Raw genomic sequence first — 26,118 nt, forward strand, 5'->3', positions numbered from 1 at the left:
TGCGCTTGCGCCTACTTGACCGCGCCGGCCATCACGCCGGACACGAACTGCCGCTGGAACGCGAAGAACACGACCAGTGGGATCACCATGGAGATGAACGCGCCGGGTGCCAGGACGTCGATGTTGTTGCCGAACTGCCGTACCTGCGTCTGCAGGGCGACCGTGATCGGCTGGCTCCCGGAGTCCGTGAAGATCAGCGCGACCAGCATGTCGTTCCACACCCACAGGAACTGGAAGATGCCGAGCGCGGCGATCGCCGGACCGCCGAGCGGCATCACGACACGGAAGAACAGGCGCAGTTCACCGGCGCCGTCCAGCCGGGCCGCCTCCAGCAGCTCCCTCGGGATCTCGGCGAAGAAGTTCCGCAGCAGGAACACCGCGAAGGGCAGCCCGAAGCCGACGTGGAAGAGGATCACGCCGGTCAGGGAGCCGAAGATGCCGATCTTGCCGAACAGTTCGGCGATCGGGATCAGCGCCACCTGCACCGGCACGACCAGCAGGCCGACCACGCCCAGGAACCACCAGTCGCGGCCCGGGAACTCCATCCACGCGAACGCGTACCCCGCGAGCGAGCCGATCACGACGACCAGGACCGTCGCCGGGACCGTGATCAGCACGGTGTTGAGGATCGAGTCGGTGATGTCGCTGTTGCTCAGGAGCTTGTCGTAGCTGTCGAAGGTGAGTTGTGAGGGCTTGCTGAAGACCTCCCACCAGCCGCTCGCGGTCATCTCCTCCGGCGGGCGCAGCGACGACAGCAGCAACCCGATCGTCGGGACCAGCCAGAACAGGCCCACGAGGATCAGGAACACCCGCACAACCCCGCCGCTGACGAACGAGGCGAGCCGGCCGCCGAGGGACTGCTCGGCCTTCACGGTTTCGGGCGGCGGCGGTACCGCCTTGCTGAGCCCGCCGACATCGGTACTCATCGCCTGCCCTCCCGCCTGAGCCTACGGATGTTGAACCACATCACGGGAATGACCAGGAGCAGCAGGAACACCGCGATCGCGCTCGCGATGCCCGGCTGGTCCTCGGAGAAGCCCTTGCGGTACAGCTCCAGCGCCAGGACGTTCGCGTCGTCCTGGGAGGAGCCCGGGGCGATGATGAAGACCAGGTCGAAGATCTTCAGGACGTTGATCATCAGGGTGACGGTGACGACCGCAAGGACGGGCGCCAGCAGCGGCACGGTGACGCGGCGGAACACCTGCCACTCGTTGGCGCCGTCGACGCGGGCCGCCTCCAGCAGATCGCGGGGGATGCCCGCGAGCCCGGCCGCGATCAGCACCATCGCGAAACCGGCCCACATCCAGATGTACGACCCGATGATGGCCGGCGTGACGAGGGACGGGCCGAGCCAGTCCAGGCCGTTGTACGGCTCCTTGAAGTTGTCCGGCGGGAGCCGCAGCTGGGTCCCCTCGGCGGCGGCCGGCAGCGTGAACGTGCCGTCGTCGGCGGCCTTCGTGCTGGCCACGACCTTGCCGTCCTTGACGGCCTCGATCTTCATCCCGGCATAGCCCAGCTCGGCCGCGTCGACCCCGCCGAGGGTGCCGACGCCCTTGCCGCGCGTGAAGTCCTGCCAGGTGGTGCCGGTGATCCCGGCCGGATCGGCCTTCGCCTGTACGGCCGCCTTGGAGTCGTCCGGCATCTGGTCGGGGGCGACGCCCACCAGGGGCAGGCTGACCGGGGTGCCCGCGCTGACGGTGTCCTTGGTGATGAAACCGCCGCCCGGTGCCGCTTCGAGCGGCGACTCCCGCCCCGGGTGGGCCTTCGGGAACGCCGACGCCTGCGCGAAGGTGTCGTGGACGCCCACCCATACCGCGTTCGCGACGCCCTTGTCCGGGTCCTGGTCGTACACGAGCCGGAAGATGATGCCCGCCGCCAGCATCGAGATCGCCATCGGCATGAAGACGACCAGCTTGAACGCCGTGCCCCAGCGCACCCGTTCGGTCAGCACCGCGAAGATCAGACCGAGCGCGGTGGCGACCGTCGGGGCGAACACCACCCAGATCACGTTGTTCTTGAGGGCCGTACGGATGCCCTCGTCCGTGAACAGCGCCTCGTAGTTGTCGAATCCGGCGAAGCCGCCGCCGGACTGGTCGTAGAAACTGCGGACGAGCGAGTACCCGATGGGGTAGACCACGAGTGCGCCGAGCAGCACCAGAGCGGGCAGCAGGAAGAGCACCACCACGGACCTGCGCGTGCCGGTCACACTCTTGCGCGACTTGGGTGCGGCAGGGGGCGCAGTGCCCCCTGCCGCTTCCGTCGACGCCATGGCGTCAGTTTCCGAAGGCCGCGGCCGCGTCGGCTTCCAGCTTCTGCTGTGTGCCCGCGACGTCCGACGGGTTCTTCAGGAAGTCCTGAAGCGCCTTCCACTCGCCCTTGCCGGGCGTGCCGCCGAAGGCCTGCGGGGCCTGGTCGGACATGTCGAAGCGGAAGTCGTCACCCGAGTCGATCAGGGCCTTGGCGATCTTCTGCTGCACCTCGTTCGGATACGCCGAGTTGGGGACGTTCTTGTTCGGCGAGAGGTAACCGCCCAGCTTCGCCTGGATGGTCGCCGCGTCCGGGGAGGCCAGGAAGGTGGCCAGGGCCTGCGCGGCCTCGGAGTCCTGCAGGATGACGGCCGCGTCGCCGCCGGAGACGACGGGTGCGGTGTCACCCACGGTCGGGAACGGGAACACCTTCGCGTCCGTGCCGACCTTCGCCTTGGCCTGCGTGATGTTGACCTGCGCGAAGTCGCCCTCGTAGACCATGGCGGCCTTCGGCTGGTCGCCGCCGGTGAAGACCTGCGTGACGGAGGCCGGGAAGTCCGTCTGCAGCGCACCGTCCGCGCCGCCCGCCACATAGTCCTTCTTGCCCCACACCTGGGCGAGCGTGGTGAGCGCGTCCTTCACGGACGGGTCGGTCCACTTGATCTCGTGCCTGGCCAGCTGGTCGTACTTCTCCGGGCCCGCCTGCGAGAGGTAGACGTTCTCGAACCAGTCGGTGAGGGTCCAGCCCTCCGCGCCGCCGACCGAGAACGGTGTCACGCCGGAGTCGTAGACGGTCTGCGCGGTGGTGAGCAGCTCGTCCCACGTCTTGGGCTCGGTGGCGCCCGCGTTCTCGAAGACCTGGGCGTTGTACCAGATCAGGGACTTGTTGGCGGCCTTGTAGTAGACGCCGTACTGCTTGCTGTCGACCTTGCCGATGTCCTGCCAGCCCTGCGAGTAGTTCTCCTGGAGCTCCTTGATCGCCTCGGCGCCCAGCGGCTTGGCCCACTTCTTGTCGACGGCCTGCTTGATGGCGCCGGGCTGCGGAAGCATCGCGATGTCCGGCGGCTGGCCGCCCGCGACCTTCGAGCCGAGGAAGTTGATGATCGGGTCCTGGGCCGGCACGAAGGTGACCTTCGCGCCGGTGCGCTTCTCGAACTCCGCGAGGACCTTCTTGAAGTTCTCCTGCTCGGCACCGGTCCACACGGCGGCGACCTCGAGGGACTTGCCGTTCAGTTTGGGAAGGGTGACGGTGTCGGCGGTCTCCTGGCCGGATCCGCCCTGTTCGTTGCCACTGTCGTTGTCGTCGCCTCCGCATGCGGTGAGCGAGAGTGCGAGGGCGCCCGCGCATACGGCCGCCGCGGCCCTGACGGCCCTGGTTGTCCGGTTCCTGCTGCTCGTGCTGGTGCGCATCACTGCCCCGTTCTTCGTGCCTCGTCGAACGTTCGAGCGCTGTCCCGTGCGATCTGGTCTACGCCTTGGGTTTGGGGGCGGCAAGACCGCGTCCGCTGTCAAGCGGGAGATCGTGACCGGCTCGTGACCAGGGGCCCTGCGCTGGGGTGAACGTCCCTGGGGGCTGCCACCCCCAGACCCCCGCTATCGGCCTGAACGGCCTCGTCCTCAATCCCCGGACGGGCTGAAATGTGGCGGACCGGCGTCACAGGAGCGAGGGCACCTCGGTCGCCGCGACCTCCCGCGCCGCCCTCTCCACCGCGCTGGCCAGCAGCGCCAGGTCCGTAGGCCCGTTCCCCAGCTCGCGGACCGGGCGGCGGGCCGGCGGATCGCCCATGCGGTGCCACTCCAGCGGCACGACAGTGGGCCGCAGCGTCGCCGTCCGCGGGATACGTCCCGTGACCCGCCCGCCCTGGAACGGCACCGCTCTGCCGTCCGCCCAGGTCAGCCGCCCCCGCCCCGGCGCCGGTTCGTCCGGGCCCGCCGTCACCGCGTCCAGCGTCACCCGCAGCGTCGCCAGTCGCGCCGGCTCCGACTCCGCCGTACGGCCACCGATGGCCGCCGCGGCCACCAGATGCACGCCGAGCCGCTCGCCCTCGCGGGCCACCGCCTCCAGCGCGCGTATCACCGAGCCCGCCGCCGGCCGGCCCGGCGATCCCAGTGCGGGCGAGACCAGCGCGTCCAGGTCGTCCACGACCACCACGAGCCGGGGCAGCGGCGGCACGGCCTCGGCCTGCCGACGGGCCGCCCCCGGCCGCAGCCGGATCGTGGAACTGGACGGCGCGTCCAGATCCCCCGTCAGGTCGGCGGCACCGGAACCGGCCCCCGCCGCGCGCTGTGCCACCATCCGGCCCGACAGCGCACGCCCGGTGTGCCACTCGGCGAAGTCGGACCGCCCGAGGAGCTCCGCGCGCCGCTTCAGCTCGGCGCTGAGCGACTGGGCGAACTCCCGCATGCGGACGGGGTCGTTGGCGGTCAGGTGGGTGGTCACATGCGGTATGTCCGTGCACGCCCGCAGCCCCTCGGCCTGCCCGCCGCCCCCGCCGACGCTGTCCCGGCCGTCGATCAGCACGACGCCCAGCCGGTCCGGCCGCTCGGCCGCGGCGAGCGACGCGACGACGGCCCGCAGCAACTCCGTACGCCCGCTGCCGGGCGGGCCCTCGATCAGCAGGTGCGGTCCGTCGGCGCCGAGGTCCGCGCCGACCGGCCCGCGCGGCCCGGCGCCGAGCACGGCACACGCCCGCCCGCCGAGGGCCTGAGGGTCGTCGGCCGCGTCGGCCCACCGCGCCATCAGCGACGCCGGGGTGGCCCGGGCCAGCCCCAACTCGTCGAGCAGCCGCGCCGCCTGAGGCAACGGCACGGACACGCGTGCGTGCCCCTCCCCGACGGTCCCTTCCGTCCGCAACGGCGCCAGGGCCCGTGCGAACCGCTCCGCCCAGGCGAGGGAGACGGCGTCCACCGCGGCGACGGTGCCGTGCCCGATGGGGCCGTGGGGGGTGGCTGCGGGGGCCGTGGGGCCGGCGGCGCCGGGCCCTGCCTGGCTGTCGCCGCCCGTGTCGTGTCCGCCCGGGGCACTGCCGACCGTGCCGTGAGCCGCGGCGGTCTCGCGTCCGACGGCGCCCTGTTCGGGCGACCCGCCCCGCGCCACCCGCATCAGCCGCAGCGCTGTCGCCACGTCTCCGCTGAGCAGCCCGACCGCCCCGCACTCCCGGAACACCGGCGCCACCGTGCACGCCGCTTCGTAGGTCTCCGTCACCGGCGACGCGGGCGACGCCGAAGCCGTCTCGGCGAGGCACACCACGTGGATCCCGGCCCGCGGCCCCTCCAACGCCAGCCGCGCCACCGCCTCGCGCACATCGGCGCCTCCGGGATCGCCGTCCACGACGACCACGGTGTACGGCCCGGGGAACCCGTCCGCCCCCGCGCCGGGCACGTCGTCCTGTGCCCACGAGGGCCGCCGAGCGGCACGCTGCGCCGGCACCTGCCCGTCCGGCACGGCTGCGGCGCCCGCACCGCGCGGCTGCGCCGTCAGGTCCTCCAGCCGGCGCAGCAACTCCTCGGTGCGGACCGTCGCCTGTTCGCGGTCGTAGGCCAGCAGCAGGCGGCAGTCCTGGCCGTGCCCGGGGCGGACATGCGGGAGCCAGCCCAGCCACGCCCACTCGGCGGTGCGCTCCTCCAGCGTGCGGGAGCGGTCCGCGCTGAGCAGGACCACCTCCAGGGCGTCGGGCGAGTGCAGCGCGGCGAGTTGGGCGACCACCGCGCGGGCCAGCCCGGCGAGCCGCTCGCGCGGACCGGCCAGGCCCAGCGCCCCGACCTCCCGCAGATCGGCGGTCACCGGCACGGCGGGCAGCAGCCCCGAGCCGTCGGGCGCCGCACGGTCGGCCGTGCCGAGCCGCACCGTGAGGGCCTCCGGATGAGCCGGTGAGCGCTCCCACAGCCGGGGCCCGGGCCCGAGCGCGGTCAGCAGCAGGGACGCCGGGTCCGGCCAGGCCTCCGGCAGTCGGGAGCGGTTCGTCGTCGAGGGGAGGCCGGTCGCCTCGCCCGGCCCGTCGGCGTCGTACGCGTCGCGCCGGACCGCGTCCTGCTCGCCGCGCCCGCCGGCCAGCCGCCGCGCCCATGCCGTGAGACCGCCGCGCCTGCGCACGCCCGGCGGGACGTCGGTGCCCCGCAGCGGGGTGCCCTTGCGGGTACCGCCGGCGGCTGTGCCGTCGGTGAGCCCGGTCTCGTCGGCCGTGGGGGATGCATCACCGGGGAACAAGTCCCGGGCGTCTTCCTCGCCTTGACGTCCGTCGATCGTGTCCACGCCGAAGCCCGCGCCGTGCGTGTCGCCTCCGCGCGGTCCCGGGAGCGGCGGCTGCGCCGCGCCGTGCCGCTCGATGCGCGGTGCCCCGCCCTGGACGGGCACGACCGGCGGCTCGACGGCGCCGTGCTCCTGAGCGGTCGGCCGTCCTCCGGAGAGGGCGTCCGTGTCGCTTCCGTCCGCCACGCGTGCGTGAGGCACTGCCGCGTCACCCCGCGCGGGTGCCGCCGGGCCGTCGACCTCGCGGTCGCCCCCGGCGGGCACGCGGGTGTGCCCCTCCCCGTCCGGCTCGGTCCGCACCCGTGCCCCCGGGCCGCCGGCCGGAGCCAGCCGCAGGGCCGATTCGCCGATCCGCAGCAGCGCGCCCGGTACGAAGCGCACCGGGCGGGTGGTCAGCCTGGTGCCGTCCAGCGTCGTGCCGTTGGTGGAGCCGAGGTCCGCGACCGAGACGCGGCCGTCGGCGGCGACCGTGACCGCGCAGTGCAGCCGGGAGACGTCCGGGTCGTCGAGCGGTACGTCGGCCTCGGCGGAGCGGCCGATGCGGATCTCGCCGCCGTGCAGCAGGTGCACCCCGCCCGCGTCGGGGCCCGCCACGACATGGAGCTGGGTCGGGGCGTCGTCCAGCTCGGGGTGGGGCTCGGGCGCCGCCGGGGCGCCGAGGGAGAGCACGGCGCCGTCTATCAGCGGGGGCTCGCCGAGAGTGCTGCGCCGGTCGTCGAGGCGCTCCGCGCCCGCGTACAGCACGACCGGGCCGTCGCCCCCGGACACCGCCGAGGCGAGTGCCGAGGCCACCGCGGCCAGGGCCGTGCCCGCTGGTGCCGTCACCAGCACGTCGCAGCTCGCGGCGCGGCCACGCGCCGGGGCAGGCGGGGCCAGTGGGTCTACGACGGTCAGCCGGATCTGCATCGGCGTCAGCGGTCCCTTCTGCGCGGACGCGGACCAGGGCCCTCCAAGACGGCCCTCCCCACCCCACACGAGCACATCGGCCAGTACTGCACGCATCCTCGCACCTGCCACTGACAACGCGCCCCCCGCCCGAAGACAAGTGATCTTGATTGGTCGGCTCTGCCCGCAAAAGTGCCTGACAGATGACCTACCGACGACCGCTTGAGATCGGTCACGTCCGCTTGCGGCAACCACGAGACAGAGCCGAGCGTCTTTCCTTCGAACATGTACGGGCAGCCGTACGTAAGACGCACAGAATGAGGACAGGCCGGTGCCCCGGGGCACGGCACTACAGTGGGTCGGAACGTAGGCAAGCAGCAGGGAGCGCGACGTGCGGCCGGTAGGCAGCAAGTACTTCCTCGAGGAGCCGCTGGGTCGCGGCGCCACGGGGACCGTCTGGCGAGCCCGCCAGCGGGAGACCGCGGGCGCCGAGGCCGCGGTGCAGGGGCAGCCCGGCGAGACCGTCGCGATCAAGGTCCTCAAGGAGGAGCTCGCCAGCGACGCGGACATCGTCATGCGGTTCCTGCGGGAGCGGTCCGTCCTGCTCCGGCTGACCCACCCGAACATCGTCCGGGTCCGTGACCTGGTCGTCGAGGGTGAGCTGCTGGCCCTGGTCATGGACCTCGTCGACGGCCCCGACCTGCACCGCTACCTGCGCGAGAACGGCCCCTTCACCCCGGTCGCCGCGTCCCTGCTCACCGCGCAGATCGCCGACGCGCTGGCCTGCAGCCACGCCGACGGCGTCGTCCACCGCGACCTCAAGCCCGCCAACGTCCTGCTCCAGCAGAACGGCGGCCAGATGCACCCGATGCTGACCGACTTCGGCATCGCCCGCCTCGCCGACTCCCCGGGCCTGACCCGCACCCACGAGTTCGTCGGCACGCCCGCGTACATCGCGCCCGAGTCCGCCGAGGGCCGCCCGCAGACGTCCGCCGTCGACATCTACGGCGCCGGAATCCTCCTCTACGAGCTGCTCACCGGCCGTCCCCCCTTCGGCGGCGGCTCCGCCCTGGAAGTCCTGCACCAGCACCTGAGCGCCGAGCCGCGCCGCCCGTCCACGGTCCCCGACCCGCTGTGGACCGTCATAGAACGCTGTCTGCGCAAGAACCCCGACGAACGGCCCAGCGCCGAGAACCTCGCCCGCGGCCTGCGCGTCGTCGCCGAGGGCATCGGCGTGCACGCGAACTCCGCGCAGATCGCGGCGGCCGAGGGCGTCGCCGCACTGCTCGCCCCCGACCCGGCGCCGGCGGCCGTGCCGGGCTCGGCCGACCCCACCCAGGTGCTGCAGCACGGCGCGGCCCCGGGGGCGTACGACCCGAACGGCGCGACCAGCGTCCTGCCGCACACCGGCGCCCCCGGCATGCCGGGGGCCGCGGACCCCACGGCCGTACTGCCGAACACGGGCGGCCCCGGTGGACGGGGCGCCGCGGACCCGACGGCCGTCATGCCGCCGGTGCCGCCGGGACAGCCCGGTCAGCCCGGCCCGGAGGACCCGCACCCCTGGCAGAACCAGCTGCGTGCCGCCCGGGACCGCAACGAGCAGACGCAGGTCCAGTACCTAGACCCCAGCCAGGACCCGCTGCGCCGGCGCCCCCAGCGCCAGGTCGCCCGCCCGCAGCAGCAGCCCCAGCAGCCCCAACAGCAGCGCCCGCCGCAGGGCCGGCAGCAGGGCTACGGCCATCCGCAGCAGCACCAGCCGCAGCAGTACGCCCCGCAGCGTCAGCCGCAGCAGCAGCCCCAGCGGTACGCCCCGCCGCCCACGCCGGAGCCGCAGCGGCCCCAGCGCGAGCCGCGTCAGCCGCGCCAGCGCAGCGCCAACCCGATGCGGATCCCCGGCCTCGGCTGCCTCAAGGGATGCCTCTTCACGATCATCATCCTCTTCGTCGCGGGCTGGCTGGTCTGGGAGCTGAGCCCCTTGCAGGAGTGGATCGGCACGGGCAAGGGCTACTGGGAGCAGCTCAGCGACTGGTTCAGCACCGTGAGCGGGTGGATCGGAGACCTGGGCGGCTCGGGCGGAGGCTCGGGCACGAACTGACCGGAGCCGGCGCGGTACGGCGTCGGCTGGTTTGGTTATTTGTCGACACCTGGCGGGTGATTTCCGCCTCGGCGGTGAAGGTTGGCTCTCCGGACGCGTAGTTTTAGCGACACACGCGTCTGTAGGAGCAGCCTTGGCACGGAAGATCGGCAGCCGGTACACCGCCAACCAGATCCTGGGGCGGGGCAGCGCCGGCACGGTGTGGCTGGGCGAGGGGCCCGAGGGGCCCGTCGCCATCAAGCTGCTGCGCGAGGACCTCGCCTCCGACCAGGAACTCGTCGGACGCTTCGTGCAGGAGCGCACGGCCCTGCTCGGCCTGGAGCATCCGAACGTGGTCTCCGTGCGCGACCTCGTGGTCGACGGCAACGACCTCGCGCTGGTCATGGACCTGGTCCGAGGCACGGACCTGCGCACCCGACTCGACCGCGAGCGGCGACTCGCGCCCGAGGCGGCCGTGGCGATCGTCGCGGACGTCGCCGACGGGCTGGCGGCGGCGCATGCGGCCGGGGTCGTGCACCGGGACGTGAAGCCGGAGAACGTCCTGCTGGACATGCAGGGGCCGCTGGGGCCCGGGGGTTCCCATCCCGCCCTGCTGACGGACTTCGGCGTGGCGAAACTCATCGACTCGCCGCGCCGCACCAGGGCCACGAAGATCATCGGTACGCCTGACTACCTGGCCCCGGAGATCGTCGAAGGGCTGCCGCCGCGGGCCGCGGTCGACATCTACGCGCTGGCGACCGTCCTGTACGAGCTTCTCGCGGGCTTCACCCCCTTCGGCGGCGGCCACCCGGGCGCGGTGCTCCGCCGTCACGTCACGGAGGCGGTGGCGCCGCTCCCCGGCATCCCCGACGAGCTCTGGCAGCTGATCATCCAGTGCCTGGCGAAGGCACCGGCCTCGCGGCTGCGGGCGTCGGAGCTGGGGGTGCGGCTGCGGGAGTTGCTGCCGTTGGTGGCCGGGATGCCGCCCCTGGACGTGGACGAGCCGGACTCGGAGCCTGCGGAGGATGAGACTCCGGTCACCGAGGAGGCGGCGCCCGCGGGGGAGCGGGTGCGGCGGCGGGGCGCGGTCCCGTTGGTGCCGGGCGCCAAGCCGGCGGACTCCAACCGGGACACGCACACGTCGATGAGAGTGCCGGGGCCCGACGAACTGGCCGGGGGCGCGCGCGGTACGGCGCGGGTGCCTCGGGCAGCGGGCGCCCCGCGCCCAGGCTCCGCCCGCCATCGCGCCGTGACGCGGCGGCGCCGGGTGGCGGTGGGGGCGGCCGCGGTGGCGCTGGTCGCGGCGGCCGGGGTGGGCGCGTGGCTGGCGACGTCGGAGGACGACGCCGGGGCCACACCCCAGGACACGAACAACACGGCGCCGGCGACCCCGTAGGTCCGCCGCCCCGCCCCCTGATACGTCAGCGGCGACGCCGGGCGCGCCGCCGGGCACGGTCACCCGGCATGGCCCGCTTGGCGGAGCCGTTACGCTGGAGGCGTGGCAGTCGTCGATGTATCCGAAGAGCTCAAGTCCCTCTCCTCGACCATGGAGTCGATCGAGGCCGTTCTGGACCTCGACAAGCTGAGGGCAGACATCGCCGTGCTCGAGGAGCAGGCGGCCGCGCCGTCCCTGTGGGACAACCCGGACGAGGCGCAGAAGATCACCAGCAAGCTGTCCCACCTCCAGGCCGAGGTGCGGAAGGCCGAAGCCCTGCGTGGCCGGATCGACGATCTCGCCGTGCTGTTCGAGATGGCCGAGGAGGAGGACGACCCGGACACCCGTGCCGAGGCCGAGTCCGAGCTCACCGCCGTCCGCAAGGCGCTGGACGAGATGGAGGTGCGGACGCTCCTCAGCGGCGAGTACGACTCCCGGGAGGCGCTCGTCAACATCCGTGCCGAGGCGGGCGGCGTCGACGCCGCCGACTTCGCCGAGAAGCTGCAGCGGATGTACCTGCGCTGGGCGGAGCAGAAGGGCTACAAGACCGAGATCTACGAGACGTCGTACGCCGAAGAGGCCGGCATCAAGTCGACCACCTTCGCCGTGCAGGTGCCGTACGCCTACGGCACGCTCTCGGTCGAGCAGGGCACCCACCGGCTCGTGCGCATCTCCCCCTTCGACAACCAGGGGCGCCGCCAGACCTCCTTCGCGGGCGTCGAGATCCTTCCCGTGGTCGAGCAGACCGACCACGTCGAGATCGACGAGTCCGAGCTGCGCGTGGACGTGTACCGGTCGTCCGGTCCCGGCGGCCAGGGCGTCAACACCACCGACTCCGCGGTGCGCCTCACCCACATCCCCACCGGCATCGTCGTCTCCTGCCAGAACGAGCGGTCGCAGATCCAGAACAAGGCGACCGCGATGAACGTCCTCCAGGCCAAACTGCTCGAGCGGCGCCGTCAGGAGGAGCAGGCCAAGATGGACGCCCTGAAGGGCGACGGCGGCAACTCCTGGGGCAACCAGATGCGGTCGTACGTGCTGCACCCGTACCAAATGGTCAAGGACCTGCGTACCGAGTTCGAAGTCGGCAACCCCGAGGCCGTGTTCAACGGTGAGCTCGACGGGTTCCTGGAGGCCGGGATTCGCTGGCGCAAGCAGCAGGAGAAGTAACTTTGTCGACAAGGCAACTGCCGCCATCCCGGCGGCAGTTGCCTTTTCTGTGCCTGCATGTCTGGGTTTTACATCACACTCACAGTCTCCAACTCCATGCATAGCTCCCGTATTTGGACATGGCGCCCGCAAACGGCCTTGACGTGTCTTTGAAAAATGGGAAGGGTAAAGCGTGGCATGCGTATCTCTGGGGCGCATGTGAACCGGGGGATTCGAGTTAAGCGACGTCCTCCGTCGATCACGGCCCCCGAGCGCCGCCTCACTGACGATTAGCTACTGGGGGTAGCAACCACATGACGAAGAAGACGCGGATCCGTATCGCGCGCCTCGCGGCCGGTGCCGTGATCGCGGCCGGTGCCTCGCTGACCGCTGCGGGCGCCGCCTCGGCCGCGCCCTCGGAGGACTGCCTGCTCGGCATTTGCCTCGGTGGAGAGGACGACCCGACCGACCCGCCGGTGCCCACCGACCCGCCGACCGATGTCCCCACCGACATCCCGACGGACATCCCGACCGAGGACCCCACGGTTCCGACGGACCCGACGGTCGAGCCGACCGAGCCGGAGGAGCCCACCGAGGACCCGACCACCGAGCCGACCGACCCGGGTAACGGGAACGGCAACGGCAATGGGAACGGCAACGGCAACAACGGCGGCGGTAACAACAACACCGACCCCGACGGTGGCACGTCCCCCCAGGAAGAGGGTTCCTCCTCCCTGACGGAGACCAACACCGACAGCACGGGCACCGGCGCCAACACGTCCGCCCAGGGCAACGGTGAGGAGCTCGCCGAGACCGGTGCCGCCGAGACCACGTTCCTGCTGGTCGGCGCCGCCACGATGATCGCCGGTGGTATCGGCTTCCGCATCCTGCCGCGCCTCGTGGGCGGCCGTGGCGGTGCGGCTGCCTGACGGTAGCCGGTCGTCCACGCTGCGTGATTCACGCCGTACGGCCGAGGGGCCCGGAGCGCATGTCGCTCCGGGCCCCTCGTCATGTCCGCAAGTTTGTACGCGGTGCGGGCGTCGCCCTATGCCGTCTGGTGCGCCAGCAGTGCCACAGCCGCGATCAACACCGCCAGCAGGGCGATCAGTGTCATCGGGTTCAGACCCGCGAACGGGTTCTCCTGCTGCAGCCGCTCACGGTTCGCCCGGCACACAGGGCAGCGGCCCTCACTCACGGGCGCGGCACAGCTCGCGCACACCAGCCGGTCGTACGTCATGCGCCACCCTCCTAGCGAGTTCCCTCCGGGGGTTCAACGGGTTTGGCCCCGAGAACGTTCCCCCCTCCACAATGCCAGGTTCCCCGGGAAAGGGCGCGGGCGCTCTCGGAGGAGGGGGACTGCCATCGCCCCTGAGGGCGTCACCTGATCCGGCACAAAATGCACAAGCCTCACGCAACCCCTCCCGGTGCCTGCGCCCCTACCCCTGGTTCGCGTATGGTCACGCTCATCTACCCCCGGCGACCCATGGTGCATCCGTGATCCGACTCGACAACGTCTCCAAGGTCTACCCCAAGCAGACCCGCCCCGCACTCAGGGATGTGTCCCTGGAAGTGGAGAAGGGCGAGTTCGTGTTCCTCGTCGGGTCCTCCGGCTCCGGAAAGTCCACCTTCCTGCGACTGATCCTCCGCGAGGAGCGGTGCACCCACGGGCAGGTGCACGTCCTGGGCAAGGACCTCGCGCGCCTGTCCAACTGGAAGGTGCCGCAGATGCGCCGCCAGCTGGGGACCGTGTTCCAGGACTTCCGGCTGCTGCCGAACAAGACGGTCGCCGAGAACGTGGCCTTCGCGCAGGAGGTCATCGGCAAGTCGCGGGGCGAGATCCGCAAGTCCGTGCCGCAGGTGCTCGACCTCGTCGGGCTGGGCGGCAAGGAGGACCGGATGCCCGGTGAGCTCTCCGGTGGTGAGCAGCAGCGCGTGGCGATCGCCAGGGCCTTCGTCAACCGGCCCAAGCTGCTGATCGCTGACGAGCCCACCGGCAACCTCGACCCGCAGACCTCCGTCGGCATCATGAAGCTGCTCGACCGGATCAACCGGACCGGCACCACCGTGGTGATGGCGACGCACGACCAGAACATCGTGGACCAGATGCGCAAGCGCGTCATCGAGCTGGAGCAGGGCCGCCTCGTCCGCGACCAGGCGCGCGGCGTCTACGGCTACCAGCACTGACCGCGACCGTCCACGGAAAGGCCTGAAGAAGACGCCATGCGCGCCCAGTTCGTACTCTCCGAGATCGGTGTCGGTCTCCGCCGCAATCTGACGATGACCTTCGCCGTCATCGTCTCCGTCGCCCTGTCGCTCGCCCTGTTCGGCGGGTCGCTCCTGATGAGCGACCAGGTCAGCACCATGAAGGGCTACTGGTACGACAAGGTCAACGTCTCGGTGTTCCTCTGCAACAAGAGCGACGCCGAGTCCGACCCCAACTGCGCCAAGGGCGCGGTGACCGACGACCAGAAGAAGGAGATCCTCGCCGACCTGGACAAGATGACGGTCGTCGAGAAGGTCGTCTACGAGTCGCAGGACCAGGCGTACAAGCACTACAAGGAGCAGTTCGGCGACTCCCCGCTGGCCGCCTCGCTCACGCCGGACCAGATGCAGGAGTCGTACCGGATCAAGCTGAAGGACCCGGAGAAGTACCAGGTCATCGCGACCGCCTTCGACGGGCGCGACGGTGTGCAGTCGGTGCAGGACCAAAAGGGCATTCTGGACAACCTCTTCGGGCTGCTGAACGGCATGAACTGGGCCGCGCGGGCCGTGATGGCGCTGATGCTCGTGGTCGCGCTCATGCTGATCGTCAACACCGTGCGGGTGTCCGCGTTCAGCCGGCGGCGTGAGACCGGCATCATGCGGCTGGTCGGCGCCTCCGGCTTCTACATCCAGGCGCCGTTCATCATGGAGGCCGCGGTCGCCGGGCTCATCGGCGGGTCGGTCGCCTGCGCCTTCCTGGTGATGGCCAGGTACTTCATCATCGACCACGGTCTGGCCCTGTCGGAGAAGCTGACGCTGATCAACTTCATCGGCTGGGACGCGGTGTTGACAAAGCTGCCGCTCATCCTCGCGACGAGCCTGCTGATGCCCGCGTTGGCGGCGTTCTTCGCGTTGCGCAAGTATCTGAAGGTGTGACCAACGCCAATGGGGCCGTCCGGTCAACGGACCGTACGGCCCCTCGCGTTGTCCTAGACTCACCGGCATGTCAGGTCGTGACCTGTTCTGTCAGCCCCGCCGCTTCGGCCGCGGGGCCGCCCTGACATTGGTCTTCGCGAGCGTGCTCGTCGCCGGTGCCGCGACCGGCTCGCTGCCCGGCCCTGACCGGAAAACCCCCGCCGACGCCGCAGGTTCGGCCGCTCCGGCGGGCCGGCACGTGGATGTCGCCGAGGCGGCCGCCGAGGCCATGGCCGCGGGCAAGTCCCCCATGGAGGCCGCCGAGCGCGCGGTCAGCCGCAGCGGGGACCGCTGGAGCGCCGTCTACTCCCAGGGCGAGTACGAGGAGTTCGAGGAGGCCCTCGACGGCGAGTACACCGGCGTCGGGCTGTGGGCGCGCCGAGAGCGCGACGGCCGTATCGAGGTGACGAAGGTGCGGGCGGGGTCGCCCGCGGCCGTCGCCGGGATCCGCTCGGGCGACCTGGTGCGCAGCATCGACGGCAGGAAGGTCGACGGGCGTCCGGTCACCGAGGTCGTCTCGTTACTGCGGGGCGACGCGACCGACGCGGACGCCGGTACGGCCGTGGAGGTGGGGATGGAGCGCGGCACGCGCGCGTGGGACCTCACGCTGCGCCGGGCCCGGCTGTCCACCGACTCGGTCACCGTGCGGGAACTCGCCGACGGCGCCACCGTCATCAAAATCGCCTCCTTCACCAAGGGCTCCGGCGACGCGGTCCGCGAAGCCGTCCGCCAGGCCCCGGCCGCCACCGGTGTCGTCCTCGACCTGCGGGGCAACTCCGGCGGGCTGGTCACCGAGGCCGTCACCGCCGCCTCCGCCTTCCTCGACGGCGGCCTCGTCGCCACCTACGACGTCGACGGCGACCAGCGCGCCCTGCACGCCGAACCCGACGGCGACACCGCCAGGCCCCTCGTCGCGGTCGTCGACGGAGGCACGATGAGCGCGGCCGAGCTGCTCACCGGCGCCCTGCAGGACCGCGGCCGCGCGGTCGTCGTGGGCACCCGCACCTTCGGCAAGGGCTCGGTCCAGATGCCGAGCCGCCTCCCCGACGGCTCCGTCGCCGAGCTGACCGTCGGGCACTACCGCACCCCCTCCGGGCGAACTGTCGACGGCCGTGGCATCACCCCCGACCTGGAGGCCGACCAACAGGTCCTGGAGCGGGCCGAGACGGTCCTCAGCGGTCTCGGCGACTCGTAAATCGGCTTTCCCCGCACCCCCTCCGTAGTGCGAAAATGGAAGGCACTATGAGCAAGGGAATGTACGTACCCAAGGAGTCCCAGCCCAAGCAGGGCGGCGGGGCGGCCGGCAAGGCGGGCCGAGACGGCGAGAAGGGCGGCAAGCGCAAGATCGTCGCCCAGAACAAGAAGGCCCGGCACGACTACGCGATCATCGACACCTTCGAGGCCGGCCTGGTCCTCATGGGCACCGAGGTCAAGTCGCTGCGTGAGGGTCGGACCTCGCTGACCGACGGCTTCGTCCAGATCGACGGGGGTGAGGCGTGGCTGCACAACGCCCACATCCCCGAGTATCACCAGGGCAGCTGGACCAACCACTCCGCGCGCCGCAAGCGCAAGCTGCTGCTGCACCGCGAGGAGATCGACAAGCTGGAGGCGAAGTCCCAGGAGACGGGTCACACGATCGTGCCCCTCGCCCTGTACTTCAAGGACGGCCGCGCGAAGGCGGAGATCGCCCTGGCGCGAGGCAAGAAGGAGTACGACAAGCGCCAGACCCTGCGGGAGAAGCAGGACCGGCGGGAGTCGGACCGGGCGATCGCGTCGGCGAAGCGGCGGCAGCGCGCCCAGTAGCGGGCTGCCGGGGAATACGCTGGCATGGTCGTGCGTTGGTCACGTACGATGGCACTGCACCTCACAGAGGGTGCGCGCCCCTCTCCGGTCGCCGGAGGTTTGCCGGAGGGGATTGAAAAAACAACATGGGGATGATCGGTTTCGACAGCGGCTGTTCAAGCAGGGGAAGCGTGTCGAGGAAGCGGCAATGATCTCGTAAACCATATGTCGCAACCAATAATCGCCAATTCCAAGAGCGATTCCCGCGCCTTCGCCCTCGCTGCCTAATAAGCAGTGAGCGGAGGCCCTTAACGGGTGTCAGCCCGGGGGTGTTCCCGACCCGGACCCTGGCATAATCTAGGGGACTAAACCATCGAACCCGGTCACGGGGTTCGATGGGAAACCAAACAGTGACTGGGCCCGTCGGCGACTTGTTCGCGTGATCGCCGGGGCCGAGAAAATCGCAGCGAACTGCACACGGAGAAGCCCTGCTTCTGCACCGTTGGACGCGGGTTCGATTCCCGCCATCTCCACGATCGGGAGGTTTCCGAACCTCCCTAACCCATGTGGGCAAAGGCCCCGCCGCCTCCGGGCAGCGGGGCCTTTGTCATGCCGGGACTTTCCTGCGGGGCTGGAGTGATCTGTGACACCCCTGTGACCGGAGGTGTGGGTTCCGCCACAGACCGTGGGTGCGGCCCCTGGTGAGGTGGGCGGATGCCTACCGCCTCGCGCACCGTCCCCGCTGCCCTCGCCGGTGTTCTGCTGCTGGCCGCGTGCGGTTCCCAGAGTGCCTCCCAGGGCGACGACGCGACGAGGGCTCGCGGCGCCGGGGCCCCGGTCAGCGCCGCGCCGCTGTGCCCGTCGGACTTCGTGCAGTACGGCAGCCCGCCGCCGTCCGTCGAACCGGCCGTCACCCCCTCCGGTACGCCGACGCCGCTGCCCCTGCCCTCCTCGATCGACGGTCCGGGCGAGGACGGGGTCAAGGTGACCGGCCTGTACGCCTGGGGGCAGGACAGCGGCTGTGACGCCGACTTCTCCGCCGAGTTCGAGGTCACCAACCGGGGGACGGAGGCGGCCACTTACACGGTGACCATCAGCTTCCTGTCGGCGTCCGGAGGTGCCGTCGACAACGTCGATCAGACCGTCGCGTCGGTCGCGCCGGGTCGGACCGTCAAGGCGGCCGTCGCGATGACGAAGACGGCAGGGCACGCACCCGAGGTGACGGGCGCGGAAGTGCTCAAGGTGCGCAGCGTTCCCGTCGGCGAGGTGTCGTCCGCCTCGGGGGCGTGCCCCGCGTCCGGGGTGCACGTCTACGCCGACCGGGGGGACGCCGCCATGGGGCTGCGCGTCGTCGGGCTGCATCTCGTCAACTGCGGCACCCGGACCTACGAGCTCAACGGCTACCCGCGGCTCGAACTCCTCGACGCGGACCACGACATCGTCGACGGCGTACGGATCCTCCAGGGCACCGATCAGATCAGCACCGGCACCGGTGGCACCGGCCGCCCGCAACGCGTGACCCTGCAGCCGGGTGAGGCCGCTCAGTCGACGTTGGCCTGGCGGAACACCACCGAGGCAGGCGTCGGTGACCCGGTCAACGTGCCGTACGTCCGGGTGCGGGCCAAGCAGGGTGCCGACCCCGTGACGGTGATGCCGGAACTGGACCTCGGGACGACCGGGAAGCTCGGCGTGGGGCCGTGGAAGAAGGGCGAGACGTACCGGTGACCGGCGTTCTCGCCGTCCTGGGTCCAAGGCGCATCCCCCGCAGGCGTACTGGCAGTTCTGTACGGAGCGGTCGTTCGCTCGATGAACCACCATGGCTGAGGCGTCCGTTGTGGTGTCCCAGTCCATATCGACGGGTCGTTCATGCTTCTACGGTCCCTCCGCATGACACAGACCAGAGCCGCAAGTCGTCGAATCGCCGTCTGCGCGAGCCTTCTCGTCGCCCTGATCGCCGCCTTCCTCACGCCGGGCCGAGCCGAGGCCGCCTCCCTGCAGGAGGTCACCGGGTTCGGGTCCAACCCCGGGGCGCTGCGCATGTTCCGGTACGTCCCCGACGGGCTGCCCGCCGGACGGCCCGTGGTCGTCGCGCTGCACGGGTGCACGCAGAACGCCTCCGGATACGGCACCGGCAGCGGATGGCTCCAGCTGGCCGACCGCTGGGGCTTCTCCGTCGTGCTGCCGCAGCAGCAGAGCGCCAACAACGCCTCGTTCTGCTTCAACTGGTTCCAGAGCGGGGACATCGCGCGCGGCCAGGGCGAGGCCGCGTCCGTCGCCCAGATGGTCGACCGGCAACTCGCCGACACCTCCGCGGACGCGTCGCGCGTGTATGCCACCGGGCTGTCCGCCGGGGGCGGGATGACCGCGGTGATGATGGCGGCGTACCCGGAGAAGTTCGCGGCGGGCGGGATCGTCGCCGGGCTGCCGTACGGGTGTGCGCAGGCGGCCGCGTCACCGTATGTGTGCATGTACGTCGGGGCGACGCAGACCCCGAAGCAGTGGGGCGACCGGGTGCGGGCCGCCCGGCCGGGGTACGCAGGGTCCTGGCCGGCCCTCGTCGCCTTCCAGGGCACGGCCGACTACACCGTGAAGCCCGTCAACATGACCGACCTGGTGAAGCAGTGGACCGATGTGCACGGGAGCGATCAGGCCGCCGACGTGAGTGACACCGTGGCCGGGTATCCGCATCAGGTCTTCCGGGACGGGGGCGGGCGTGCGGTCGTGGAGACGTACAGCGTCACCGGGATGGGGCACGGGCAGCCCGTCGACCCGGGGAGCGGGAGCGAGCAGTGCGGGACCGCCGGGGCGTATGTCCTCGACGTGAACCTGTGCGCCGCGTACCGGATGGGACGGGCCTGGGGACTGGGGTGAGCCGAGGGCGCGCTGCCGGCGCGGGCGGTGGTCCGGGATGACGCTGGAGGCCGAATGGCCCGCCCCGGACCCGTACGGGGGATTCCGGGTCCGGGGCGGTGCTGAGGGGGCCGCGGGGTGCGCTACTTCGCGGCGCCGGGCGACGGCGTCACTTGAAGGCGTGGACGTTGCGCTGCGCCCAGCCCGCGAAGGAGCCGGCCGGGCGGCCGAGGATCTTCTCGGTGTCGGGGCTGACCCGCTGCTCGGCGGGGAGGGGCTCGCCGAGGATGTCGAGCGTGCCGTCGATCACCGGCTCGGGCATGAACTGCGCCATGTGCTCCCGTGCCTGCTCACGGGTCAGCTCCACGAAGCCGACCTGCTCGCCGATCGCCTCGGCCAGCGCCGCCGCCTGCTCGCGCGGGGTGACGGCGGCCGGGCCGGTCAGCTCGTACGTCCGGCCGGCGTGACCCTCCTCGCGCAGGACCACGGCGGCGACCTCGGAGATGTCCGCCGGGTCCACGACCGGCAGCGCCACGTCGGCGAACGGGGCGATCACCGCGCGCTGCGTGCGGACGCTCTCGATCCAGGCGTAGGCGTTGGAGGCGAAGCCGCCCGGGCGCAGGATCGTCCAGTCCAGGCCCGAGGAGCGCACGGCCTCCTCGAACTCCCGCAACCGGCCGTGCGAGAGGGCGTCCGGGCGGGTGCCGTTGATCTGCGAGGAGAGCAGCACCACGCGCCGCACGCCGGCCTCCTTGGCCGTCGCCAGCACGTCTACGGCGGGCGCGCCGCCGCCGAGCAGCTCACCGGCGAGCAGGATGAACAGGGCCTCGGCGCCGTCCAGGGCGGGACCCAGCGTGGCGGGATCGGCGAGGTCGGCGCGGACATGCCGCGCTCCCTCCGGAAGGTCGTAGGAGAGGGGATTGCGGGACACGGCCGTCACCTTCTCGCCGGCGGCGGCGAGGGTCTCGACGAGCGGGCGGCCGACGTTTCCGGAGGCTCCGGTGATAGCGAACATGAGAACTCCCAAACGTGTGTGAAGGGGGTGAAGTTGGGGCGGATTCACGCGATGTCTGCGACGTTAGCATCCTCCGTATAGTAGGTACCTAGAGGAAAGTGACTATGTGGCCGGCGCCTCCTGGAGCGCCCCGTAGCGCGCCGTCAGGTCGCGGCCGAGGCGGGCCAGGTGTTCGCGTGCCTGGGGCGGGCCCACCACCTCGACCCGGGCCCCCAGACCCGCCAGCTGCGCGGCCAGCACCTCCACCGACGGCCCGGCGGCCTCGATCTCCCGCCGGCCGTCCTCCAGTAACCGGCCGATGCTCAGCCGCCCGCCGAGCAGCCGCTGGAGCACGGGCAGGGCGTCCTGATCGGCCCGCGCCGTCACGGTCGCGGCGAGGAGGCGGTCCTCCAGCTGGGTGACCAACGTCCGCCAGGCTGCCGTCAGATCGAAGTCGGCGGGACGGCGGACCGGCTCGTCGGTCGGATCCGCCGAGGTCACCCGGCCCAGCCGGAAGGAGCGCAGCCCGTCCGGCGTGCCGGCCACCAGGTACCAGTGGCCCGCCTTGAGGACCAGCCCGAGCGGGTCGACGGTGCGCTCGTGCGGGACGCCGCCGGGGCGGGCGTAGCCGAGGCGGACCCGTACGCCGTCCAGCACCGCGCGCTCCAGGGCCGTATGGTGCGGGCCGCTCGCCATCACGGCGGTGCGCGACCAGTCCTGGTCGTCGACGATCCGCGCCCGGGACGCCGCCTCGGCGTGCGGCCGCAGCGGTTCCGGCACCGCGCGCAGCAACTTCCGCAGCGCGGAGCGCAGTTCGGGGGAGGCCGCCGAGGAGCCCGCGGCCAGGAACAGTGCCTGGACCTCCGGAGAGGTGAGCCCGGTCAGATCCGTGCGCGCTCCGCCGACCAGCCGCCATCCGCCGCCCCGGCCGCGCTGCGCGTACACGGGGACGCCGGAGGCGATCAGGGCCTCCAGGTCGCGCCGCGCGGTGCGTTCGGAGATCTCCAGCTCGGCGGCGAGTTCCGCGGCGGTCACCCGGCCGCGCGCCTGGAGGAAGAGCAGAGCCGCCACCAATCGGTCAGCTCGCATCAGTGATCAGCCTTTCCTGGAAAGTGGCCGGAGGGTGGCCTGTTTGGCCGGAAGACTCGGCGCCATGACGAACTCGATGAACGACCCCCGCAACGGACTGCTGAAGGCCGTCGACCTGACCGGTGACGTGCTCGCCTCGGTGCGGCCCGAGGACTACGACCGCACCACGCCGTGTCCGGACTACTCGGTGCGCCAACTGTCCAATCACCTTGTCTCCGTGCTCCGCCGGGTTGCCGTGATCGGCGCCGGCGGACAGTTCTTCAGCGTTCCGCACTTCGCCGAGGACGTCGCCGACGGCGCCTGGGCCGAGGCCTGGGCCGCCGGGACGAAGGAGCTGCGGTCCGTCTGGACGGACCCGGCGGTTCTGGGCCGGGAGATCGGGCTGCCCTGGGGGCCCGTCCCCGGCGCCGCCGCCGCGGTCATCTACACCAACGAGTTCGTGCTGCACACCTGGGACCTGGCCAAGGCGACCGGCCAGAGCCCCGCCTGGGACGACGACGTCCTGGCCGCACCGCTCGCCGCCATGCAGCGCGCCGTGCCCCGCGAACCGCGCGGCGGCCAGGTGCCGTTCGGCCCCGTCGTGGACGTCCCCGAGGACGCCCCCGCCATCGACCGCCTGGTCGGCTGGTACGGCCGCAAGCCCTGAGCCGGTACCGCACTTCCCCCGCGAGGCCGCCGGACCCCGTTGTCCGGCGGCCGTTCGTGGTGTCGGGACGTGGACGCGACGGTCAGGCACCTATGGACTGCGGGAAGCGGAAGAACCGGTACGGGTCGTACTTGGACTTGATCCGGGTCAGCCGGGAGTAGTTCTCCGCGTAGTACGACGCCTTCCAGTCCTTCAGCGACGGGTCCATCCAGTTCTGGTAGGTCTCGCCGTTCGACAGCGGGTCGATCGTCGCGAAGCCGTGGTCGGCCCAGGCGTTCGCCACCGCCTTGGCCTCGTCGGTCACCTGGGCAGGGTCGTTGATCAGGACCCGGTAGTTGACCGAGAAGAGCGAGTCGCGGTGCACATACGCGGTGGCGGTGCGCGCGATGTCGTTCGCGGCGCCCCCGAAGAAGTGGAAGTCCAGGTAACGCGCCTGCCCCGCCCTGCGGTTCGCGTCGAAGGCCGTCATCACGTCCGCCCAGCCGCTCGCCGGGTACGGCTCGCTGCCCATCCGGGTGCGCTCCAGGCCGTACGCCGGCCGGGACAGCGTGCCCTGCGGGGTCTTCTCGGAGCGCTGGCACTGGGCCTCGGTGAGGGTGGCGCAGCCGAAGATCATCATCATGAGCTGCTGGTACGTCATGACGCCGTCCTGGCGCTGCACGGGAGCGCCGGTCAGGGCGAGCAACCGGGCCGCCTCACCGGCCAGTTCGGTCGGCGTGCCGCGGGAGGCGAGGAAGACGTTGGCCTGCGGCACCGAGCCGGGCGCCGCGTCGGGCTGCACGACGTAGGCGCCGCCGCCGATGGTGTGCGGGGCGTCCACCAGCCACCGGGCCACGCCGTCGAGGACGTCGGCCATCCGGTCGTACGGGAAGATCAGGTTGCTGATGGCCATCTGGTCGCCGCTGTGCGGGGTGACCGTGAACCGGGTGACGATGCCGAAGTTGCCGCCCCCGCCGCCGCGGATCGCCCAGAAGAGGTCCGGGTTCTGCTTCGCCGAGGTGGTCACCACGCGGCCGTCGGCGAGCACCACCTGGGCGGCGGTCACCGCGTCGCCGGCCATGCCCGTCGGCCGGGTCAGGAAGCCGAAGCCGCCGCTTTGGAGGAAGCCGCCCGCGCACACGGTCGGGCAGCCGCCCTCGCTGACCACCAGGTGGTGCGGGGCCAGCGCGTTGAGGATGTTGACGTTCTGCGCGCCTGGGCCGATCTCCACCGACGTGGGGCTCTTCACCGTCACGGCGTTGAGCCTCGACACGTCGATGATCAGGCCCGGCGTCGTGGACCAGCCGCCGTAGTTGTGGCCGCCGCTGCGGACCGCCGTACGGACGCCGTGGTCCTGGGCGAAGCGCACGCAGACCGAGACGTCCGCCGCGCTCGCGCAGTAGGCCACCGCCTGCGGGTTGACGGCGTCGAACTGGCCGAGCTCCAGCTGGCGGGCGACGGAGTAGTAGGGGTCGGAGGGCAGCACGAGCCGGCCCGAGAGCCTGGCCGAGAGCTGGCTCCAGGGAGTCCCCGAGCCCTCGGCGGCGACGGGGATGGCGGGCACGAGGGCGATGCCGGCTGCGGCCGAGCCGGCGCCGAGCAGGGTTCTACGACTGATCACACGGTGTCCCAGTGTCGATGCGGGTGTGGTGGACGGAGGTTCGGTGAGGGCGCCGGGGCCAGGGGCCGGGCCCGGGGGCCCGCACAGGGCTGCGCGTGGGGGTGGCACCACGCCCTGTGCGGGCCGGTCTCGGGGGGTGCGGCGGCGGTCCGGAGGTCGGGAGCCAGGAGGTCAGGAGACCTTCTTGCCGCGTACGGCGGACTTGGCGACGCCCTTGAGCATCGAGCGGCCGAGGTCGCGCATCTCCTTGGGGCCGTTGGTGCTCGCCCACCACATGAACTTGATCATCGTGGGGGTGGTGGCCCGGAAGAAGCGGTGGTCCTCGCCGTCCTTCCAGCCGAAGGGCGTGTTGACCGACTCGCAGTCGTTGATGGCCTGGAAGACGATGTCGGCCGCCTTGTCACCGTCGATCTCGCCCGCCTCGTAGCTGAGGCAGGTCTCGTTGGTGACGTCGAGCAGATGCTTGAAGGCGTGGCTGTCCGGCCACCACAGGCCCGGGTAGGGCGAGTTCTCCATCTCGCGGAAGTGCCGGTCGTCGCCGTCCAGGGTGAACTCCTGGCGGGCCTGGATCTGCCGCATGGTGGCGGGCGTGGTGAAGCAGGCCCAGACCCGGAACACCGCGTTCCAGAGCCGGAAGTGGGAGAACGCGATGTAGGAGCTGTTGACGATCATGTCGTTGTACGTGAGCAGCCCCTGCTCCAGACGCTCGACGTACTCGAAGCGCTTGGCCGAGAAGTCGTCGTCGCGCAGCGCTTCCAGGACGCGGTAGCACAGGGCGTCCACCACCTCGAAGGTGTTGGACAGACCGCGCGAGTACAGCGGGTCCACGAAGCCGGCCGCGTGCGACATCAGGCACCAGCGGTCGCCGACCGTCTGCTTCGACGAGTACTGGATCCGGTCCGGCGTCGAGATCCACTCCCGCACCCGCCGCGCGCCGTCGAACTGGCGCTTCACGGCCGGGTACATGTCGAGGTAGTGGTTGAACTCCTCCTCCGGCGTCTTGTCCTTGGGCTGCGGGTAGAGCCGCTCGTCGAAGGTCAGGCCGACGCTGCACATCGGGTTGCGCGAGTCCTTGTGGTTGTCGAACGGGATGATCCAGAACCAGCCGCGTTCGATCAGGTGGTGCAGGGTGCCGCCGTGGAAGGGGGACTCGGCCGGCGGGCGCAGCGCGTCGGGGTAGTTGCACACGTCGTCGTACGGCTTGATGCCGACGTAGTGCGTGAACATCGAGCGGGCGTGGTGCTTGATCCGCGAGGGCTTCTCGCGCAGGTCGAACTTCTGGGCGAGCGGGGAGCGGAAGCCGCTGGCGTCGATGAGGTACTTCGCGCGGAAGACCTCGCCGCTCTGGCCGGTGACGGTGACGCCGTCGTCGTCGAAGTCCAGGTCGGTGGCGCGCCAGTTCTGCCGCAGGGTGCAGCCGTACTTGGCGGCGACGTTGAAGTAGTAGGTGTCGGTGTCCTGGCGGAACATGTGCGACGCCTCGGTCAGCATCTTCGGGATGACGAACATCGTCGCCTCGCGCGGGTCCGGCTCCCGGTCCGGGACGTGCCGTACGAATCCGAAGCTCTGCTTCCTGCCGTGGTGGGCGCCGATGTACTTGGTGACCGCCTTGATGTCGAGCAGGTGCTTGATCTCGGGGACGTCGTAGCGCACGGCGAGGATGTGCAGCCACTCCACGAGCTGCGGGTTCTGCGACTCACCGACCGCGAACCGCGGGTGCTGCCCGGCGTCGACGAGCACCACCTTCGCGCCCTGCCGGGCCAGGATGGCGCCGGTGATCGAGCCGCCGATCCCGGCGCCCAGGATGATCACGTCGCACTCGGTCCACTCGCCGGCTTTCGACGCCGGCTTCTGTGTGTCGGCCCTGGTGGGCATCTGTGTCTCGGCCTTGCCGGTCAACTCGGGACTCCTCTTCTGACGTACGTTCGGGGCAGCGCCCTCA

Annotated in this window: 20 protein-coding genes and 1 other RNA gene; 12 read left to right on the forward strand and 9 right to left on the reverse strand. The window is 71.3% G+C overall.

Annotated elements, in window-relative coordinates; translation table 11 throughout:
- Window positions 1–11: 11 nt before the first annotated feature.
- The 4 genes from OHT51_RS25680 to OHT51_RS25695 form a co-directional block, all read right to left on the reverse strand.
- Window positions 12–926, reverse strand: coding sequence for a carbohydrate ABC transporter permease (locus OHT51_RS25680; RefSeq protein ID WP_328881272.1), 915 nt, complete (start codon window positions 924–926; stop codon window positions 12–14).
- Complete coding sequence (locus OHT51_RS25685; protein WP_443052550.1) at window positions 923–2,269, reverse strand: carbohydrate ABC transporter permease; 1,347 nt, start codon at window positions 2,267–2,269, stop codon at window positions 923–925. Before OHT51_RS25685 ends, OHT51_RS25680 begins: the two co-directional genes overlap by 4 nt.
- A gap of 4 nt (window positions 2,270–2,273) precedes the next feature.
- Window positions 2,274–3,656 (reverse strand): ABC transporter substrate-binding protein, encoded by a 1,383-nt coding sequence (locus OHT51_RS25690; RefSeq protein ID WP_328881273.1) that lies wholly within the window; start codon window positions 3,654–3,656, stop codon window positions 2,274–2,276.
- Between the two features lie 244 nt (window positions 3,657–3,900).
- Window positions 3,901–7,401: an FHA domain-containing protein gene (locus tag OHT51_RS25695; protein ID WP_328884434.1), complete on the reverse strand. Its 3,501-nt coding sequence runs from the start codon at window positions 7,399–7,401 to the stop codon at window positions 3,901–3,903.
- Between the two features lie 370 nt (window positions 7,402–7,771).
- On the opposite strand from OHT51_RS25695, the gene OHT51_RS25700 reads away from it, so the two are divergent.
- From OHT51_RS25700 to OHT51_RS25715, 4 genes are all read left to right on the forward strand, one after another.
- Entirely contained in the window at window positions 7,772–9,475 is a 1,704-nt protein-coding gene (locus tag OHT51_RS25700) for a serine/threonine-protein kinase (protein WP_328881274.1), read from the forward strand.
- A gap of 133 nt (window positions 9,476–9,608) precedes the next feature.
- The gene (locus OHT51_RS25705; RefSeq protein WP_328881275.1) at window positions 9,609–10,850 is read left to right on the forward strand and encodes a serine/threonine-protein kinase; all 1,242 of its coding nucleotides are present in this window, start codon (window positions 9,609–9,611) and stop codon (window positions 10,848–10,850) included.
- A gap of 102 nt (window positions 10,851–10,952) precedes the next feature.
- On the forward strand, window positions 10,953–12,059 hold the full coding sequence (gene prfB / locus OHT51_RS25710) for a peptide chain release factor 2 (protein WP_328881276.1): 1,107 nt from the start codon (window positions 10,953–10,955) through the stop codon (window positions 12,057–12,059).
- 293 nt (window positions 12,060–12,352) lie between these two features.
- Window positions 12,353–12,967, forward strand: a complete 615-nt coding sequence (locus OHT51_RS25715) for a hypothetical protein (RefSeq protein ID WP_328881277.1) — start codon at window positions 12,353–12,355, stop codon at window positions 12,965–12,967.
- 116 nt (window positions 12,968–13,083) lie between these two features.
- Here OHT51_RS25715 and OHT51_RS25720 read toward each other — a convergent pair whose 3' ends face one another.
- Window positions 13,084–13,275, reverse strand: a complete 192-nt coding sequence (locus tag OHT51_RS25720) for a hypothetical protein (RefSeq protein WP_272123918.1) — start codon at window positions 13,273–13,275, stop codon at window positions 13,084–13,086.
- Window positions 13,276–13,532: 257 nt separating this feature from the next.
- Here OHT51_RS25720 and ftsE point away from each other — a divergent pair, with 257 nt between their 5' ends.
- The 7 genes from ftsE (at window position 13,533) to OHT51_RS25755 (ending at window position 19,868) form a co-directional block, all read left to right on the forward strand.
- On the forward strand, window positions 13,533–14,222 hold the full coding sequence (gene ftsE, locus OHT51_RS25725) for a cell division ATP-binding protein FtsE (RefSeq protein WP_328427280.1): 690 nt from the start codon (window positions 13,533–13,535) through the stop codon (window positions 14,220–14,222).
- 36 nt (window positions 14,223–14,258) lie between these two features.
- Window positions 14,259–15,176 carry a permease-like cell division protein FtsX gene (gene ftsX / locus OHT51_RS25730; protein WP_328427281.1) on the forward strand — a complete coding sequence of 306 codons (918 nt, stop codon included), beginning with the start codon at window positions 14,259–14,261 and terminating at the stop codon, window positions 15,174–15,176.
- Window positions 15,177–15,243: 67 nt separating this feature from the next.
- Window positions 15,244–16,410, forward strand: a complete 1,167-nt coding sequence (locus OHT51_RS25735) for a S41 family peptidase (protein WP_328881278.1) — start codon at window positions 15,244–15,246, stop codon at window positions 16,408–16,410.
- Window positions 16,411–16,469: 59 nt separating this feature from the next.
- Complete coding sequence (gene smpB, locus OHT51_RS25740) at window positions 16,470–17,018, forward strand: SsrA-binding protein SmpB (RefSeq protein ID WP_328884435.1); 549 nt, start codon at window positions 16,470–16,472, stop codon at window positions 17,016–17,018.
- A 127-nt stretch (window positions 17,019–17,145) separates the two neighbouring features.
- Window positions 17,146–17,533: a transfer-messenger RNA gene (ssrA, locus tag OHT51_RS25745) on the forward strand.
- Between the two features lie 178 nt (window positions 17,534–17,711).
- Window positions 17,712–18,722, forward strand: coding sequence for a DUF4232 domain-containing protein (locus OHT51_RS25750; protein WP_328881279.1), 1,011 nt, complete (start codon window positions 17,712–17,714; stop codon window positions 18,720–18,722).
- Window positions 18,723–18,884: 162 nt separating this feature from the next.
- Window positions 18,885–19,868, forward strand: coding sequence for an extracellular catalytic domain type 1 short-chain-length polyhydroxyalkanoate depolymerase (locus tag OHT51_RS25755; RefSeq protein ID WP_328881280.1), 984 nt, complete (start codon window positions 18,885–18,887; stop codon window positions 19,866–19,868).
- 148 nt (window positions 19,869–20,016) lie between these two features.
- Here the strand turns inward: OHT51_RS25755 and OHT51_RS25760 are convergent, their stop codons facing one another.
- Both OHT51_RS25760 and OHT51_RS25765 read right to left on the reverse strand, forming a co-directional pair.
- Complete coding sequence (locus OHT51_RS25760) at window positions 20,017–20,862, reverse strand: SDR family oxidoreductase (RefSeq protein ID WP_328881281.1); 846 nt, start codon at window positions 20,860–20,862, stop codon at window positions 20,017–20,019.
- Between the two features lie 102 nt (window positions 20,863–20,964).
- Window positions 20,965–21,930: a helix-turn-helix transcriptional regulator gene (locus OHT51_RS25765; RefSeq protein ID WP_328881282.1), complete on the reverse strand. Its 966-nt coding sequence runs from the start codon at window positions 21,928–21,930 to the stop codon at window positions 20,965–20,967.
- A 64-nt stretch (window positions 21,931–21,994) separates the two neighbouring features.
- On the opposite strand from OHT51_RS25765, the gene OHT51_RS25770 reads away from it, so the two are divergent.
- The gene (locus OHT51_RS25770) at window positions 21,995–22,576 is read left to right on the forward strand and encodes a TIGR03086 family metal-binding protein (protein ID WP_328881283.1); all 582 of its coding nucleotides are present in this window, start codon (window positions 21,995–21,997) and stop codon (window positions 22,574–22,576) included.
- Between the two features lie 82 nt (window positions 22,577–22,658).
- Here the strand turns inward: OHT51_RS25770 and OHT51_RS25775 are convergent, their stop codons facing one another.
- A complete protein-coding gene (locus OHT51_RS25775) occupies window positions 22,659–24,176 on the reverse strand; it encodes an FAD-binding oxidoreductase (RefSeq protein ID WP_328881284.1) in 1,518 nt (505 codons plus the stop codon).
- A gap of 171 nt (window positions 24,177–24,347) precedes the next feature.
- Window positions 24,348–26,051, reverse strand: a complete 1,704-nt coding sequence (locus OHT51_RS25780) for an NAD(P)/FAD-dependent oxidoreductase (protein ID WP_443052731.1) — start codon at window positions 26,049–26,051, stop codon at window positions 24,348–24,350.
- Window positions 26,052–26,118: the final 67 nt, after the last annotated feature.

Source organism: Streptomyces sp. NBC_00299 (assembly GCF_036173045.1).
Classification (GTDB): domain Bacteria; phylum Actinomycetota; class Actinomycetes; order Streptomycetales; family Streptomycetaceae; genus Streptomyces; species Streptomyces machairae.

Coding starts and splice junctions, on each gene's coding strand:
- OHT51_RS25770 (WP_328881283.1), top strand. CDS start 21,995: ATGACGAACTCGATGAACGACCCCCGCAACGGACTGCTGAAGGCCGTC.
- OHT51_RS25680 (WP_328881272.1), bottom strand. CDS start 926: ATGAGTACCGATGTCGGCGGGCTCAGCAAGGCGGTACCGCCGCCGCCC.
- OHT51_RS25735 (WP_328881278.1), top strand. CDS start 15,244: ATGTCAGGTCGTGACCTGTTCTGTCAGCCCCGCCGCTTCGGCCGCGGG.
- OHT51_RS25780 (WP_443052731.1), bottom strand. CDS start 26,051: ATGCCCACCAGGGCCGACACACAGAAGCCGGCGTCGAAAGCCGGCGAG.
- OHT51_RS25685 (WP_443052550.1), bottom strand. CDS start 2,269: ATGGCGTCGACGGAAGCGGCAGGGGGCACTGCGCCCCCTGCCGCACCC.
- OHT51_RS25760 (WP_328881281.1), bottom strand. CDS start 20,862: ATGTTCGCTATCACCGGAGCCTCCGGAAACGTCGGCCGCCCGCTCGTC.
- ftsX (WP_328427281.1), top strand. CDS start 14,259: ATGCGCGCCCAGTTCGTACTCTCCGAGATCGGTGTCGGTCTCCGCCGC.
- OHT51_RS25720 (WP_272123918.1), bottom strand. CDS start 13,275: ATGACGTACGACCGGCTGGTGTGCGCGAGCTGTGCCGCGCCCGTGAGT.
- OHT51_RS25765 (WP_328881282.1), bottom strand. CDS start 21,930: ATGCGAGCTGACCGATTGGTGGCGGCTCTGCTCTTCCTCCAGGCGCGC.
- OHT51_RS25690 (WP_328881273.1), bottom strand. CDS start 3,656: ATGCGCACCAGCACGAGCAGCAGGAACCGGACAACCAGGGCCGTCAGG.
- OHT51_RS25715 (WP_328881277.1), top strand. CDS start 12,353: ATGACGAAGAAGACGCGGATCCGTATCGCGCGCCTCGCGGCCGGTGCC.
- OHT51_RS25695 (WP_328884434.1), bottom strand. CDS start 7,401: ATGCAGATCCGGCTGACCGTCGTAGACCCACTGGCCCCGCCTGCCCCG.
- OHT51_RS25750 (WP_328881279.1), top strand. CDS start 17,712: ATGCCTACCGCCTCGCGCACCGTCCCCGCTGCCCTCGCCGGTGTTCTG.
- OHT51_RS25755 (WP_328881280.1), top strand. CDS start 18,885: ATGACACAGACCAGAGCCGCAAGTCGTCGAATCGCCGTCTGCGCGAGC.
- smpB (WP_328884435.1), top strand. CDS start 16,470: ATGTACGTACCCAAGGAGTCCCAGCCCAAGCAGGGCGGCGGGGCGGCC.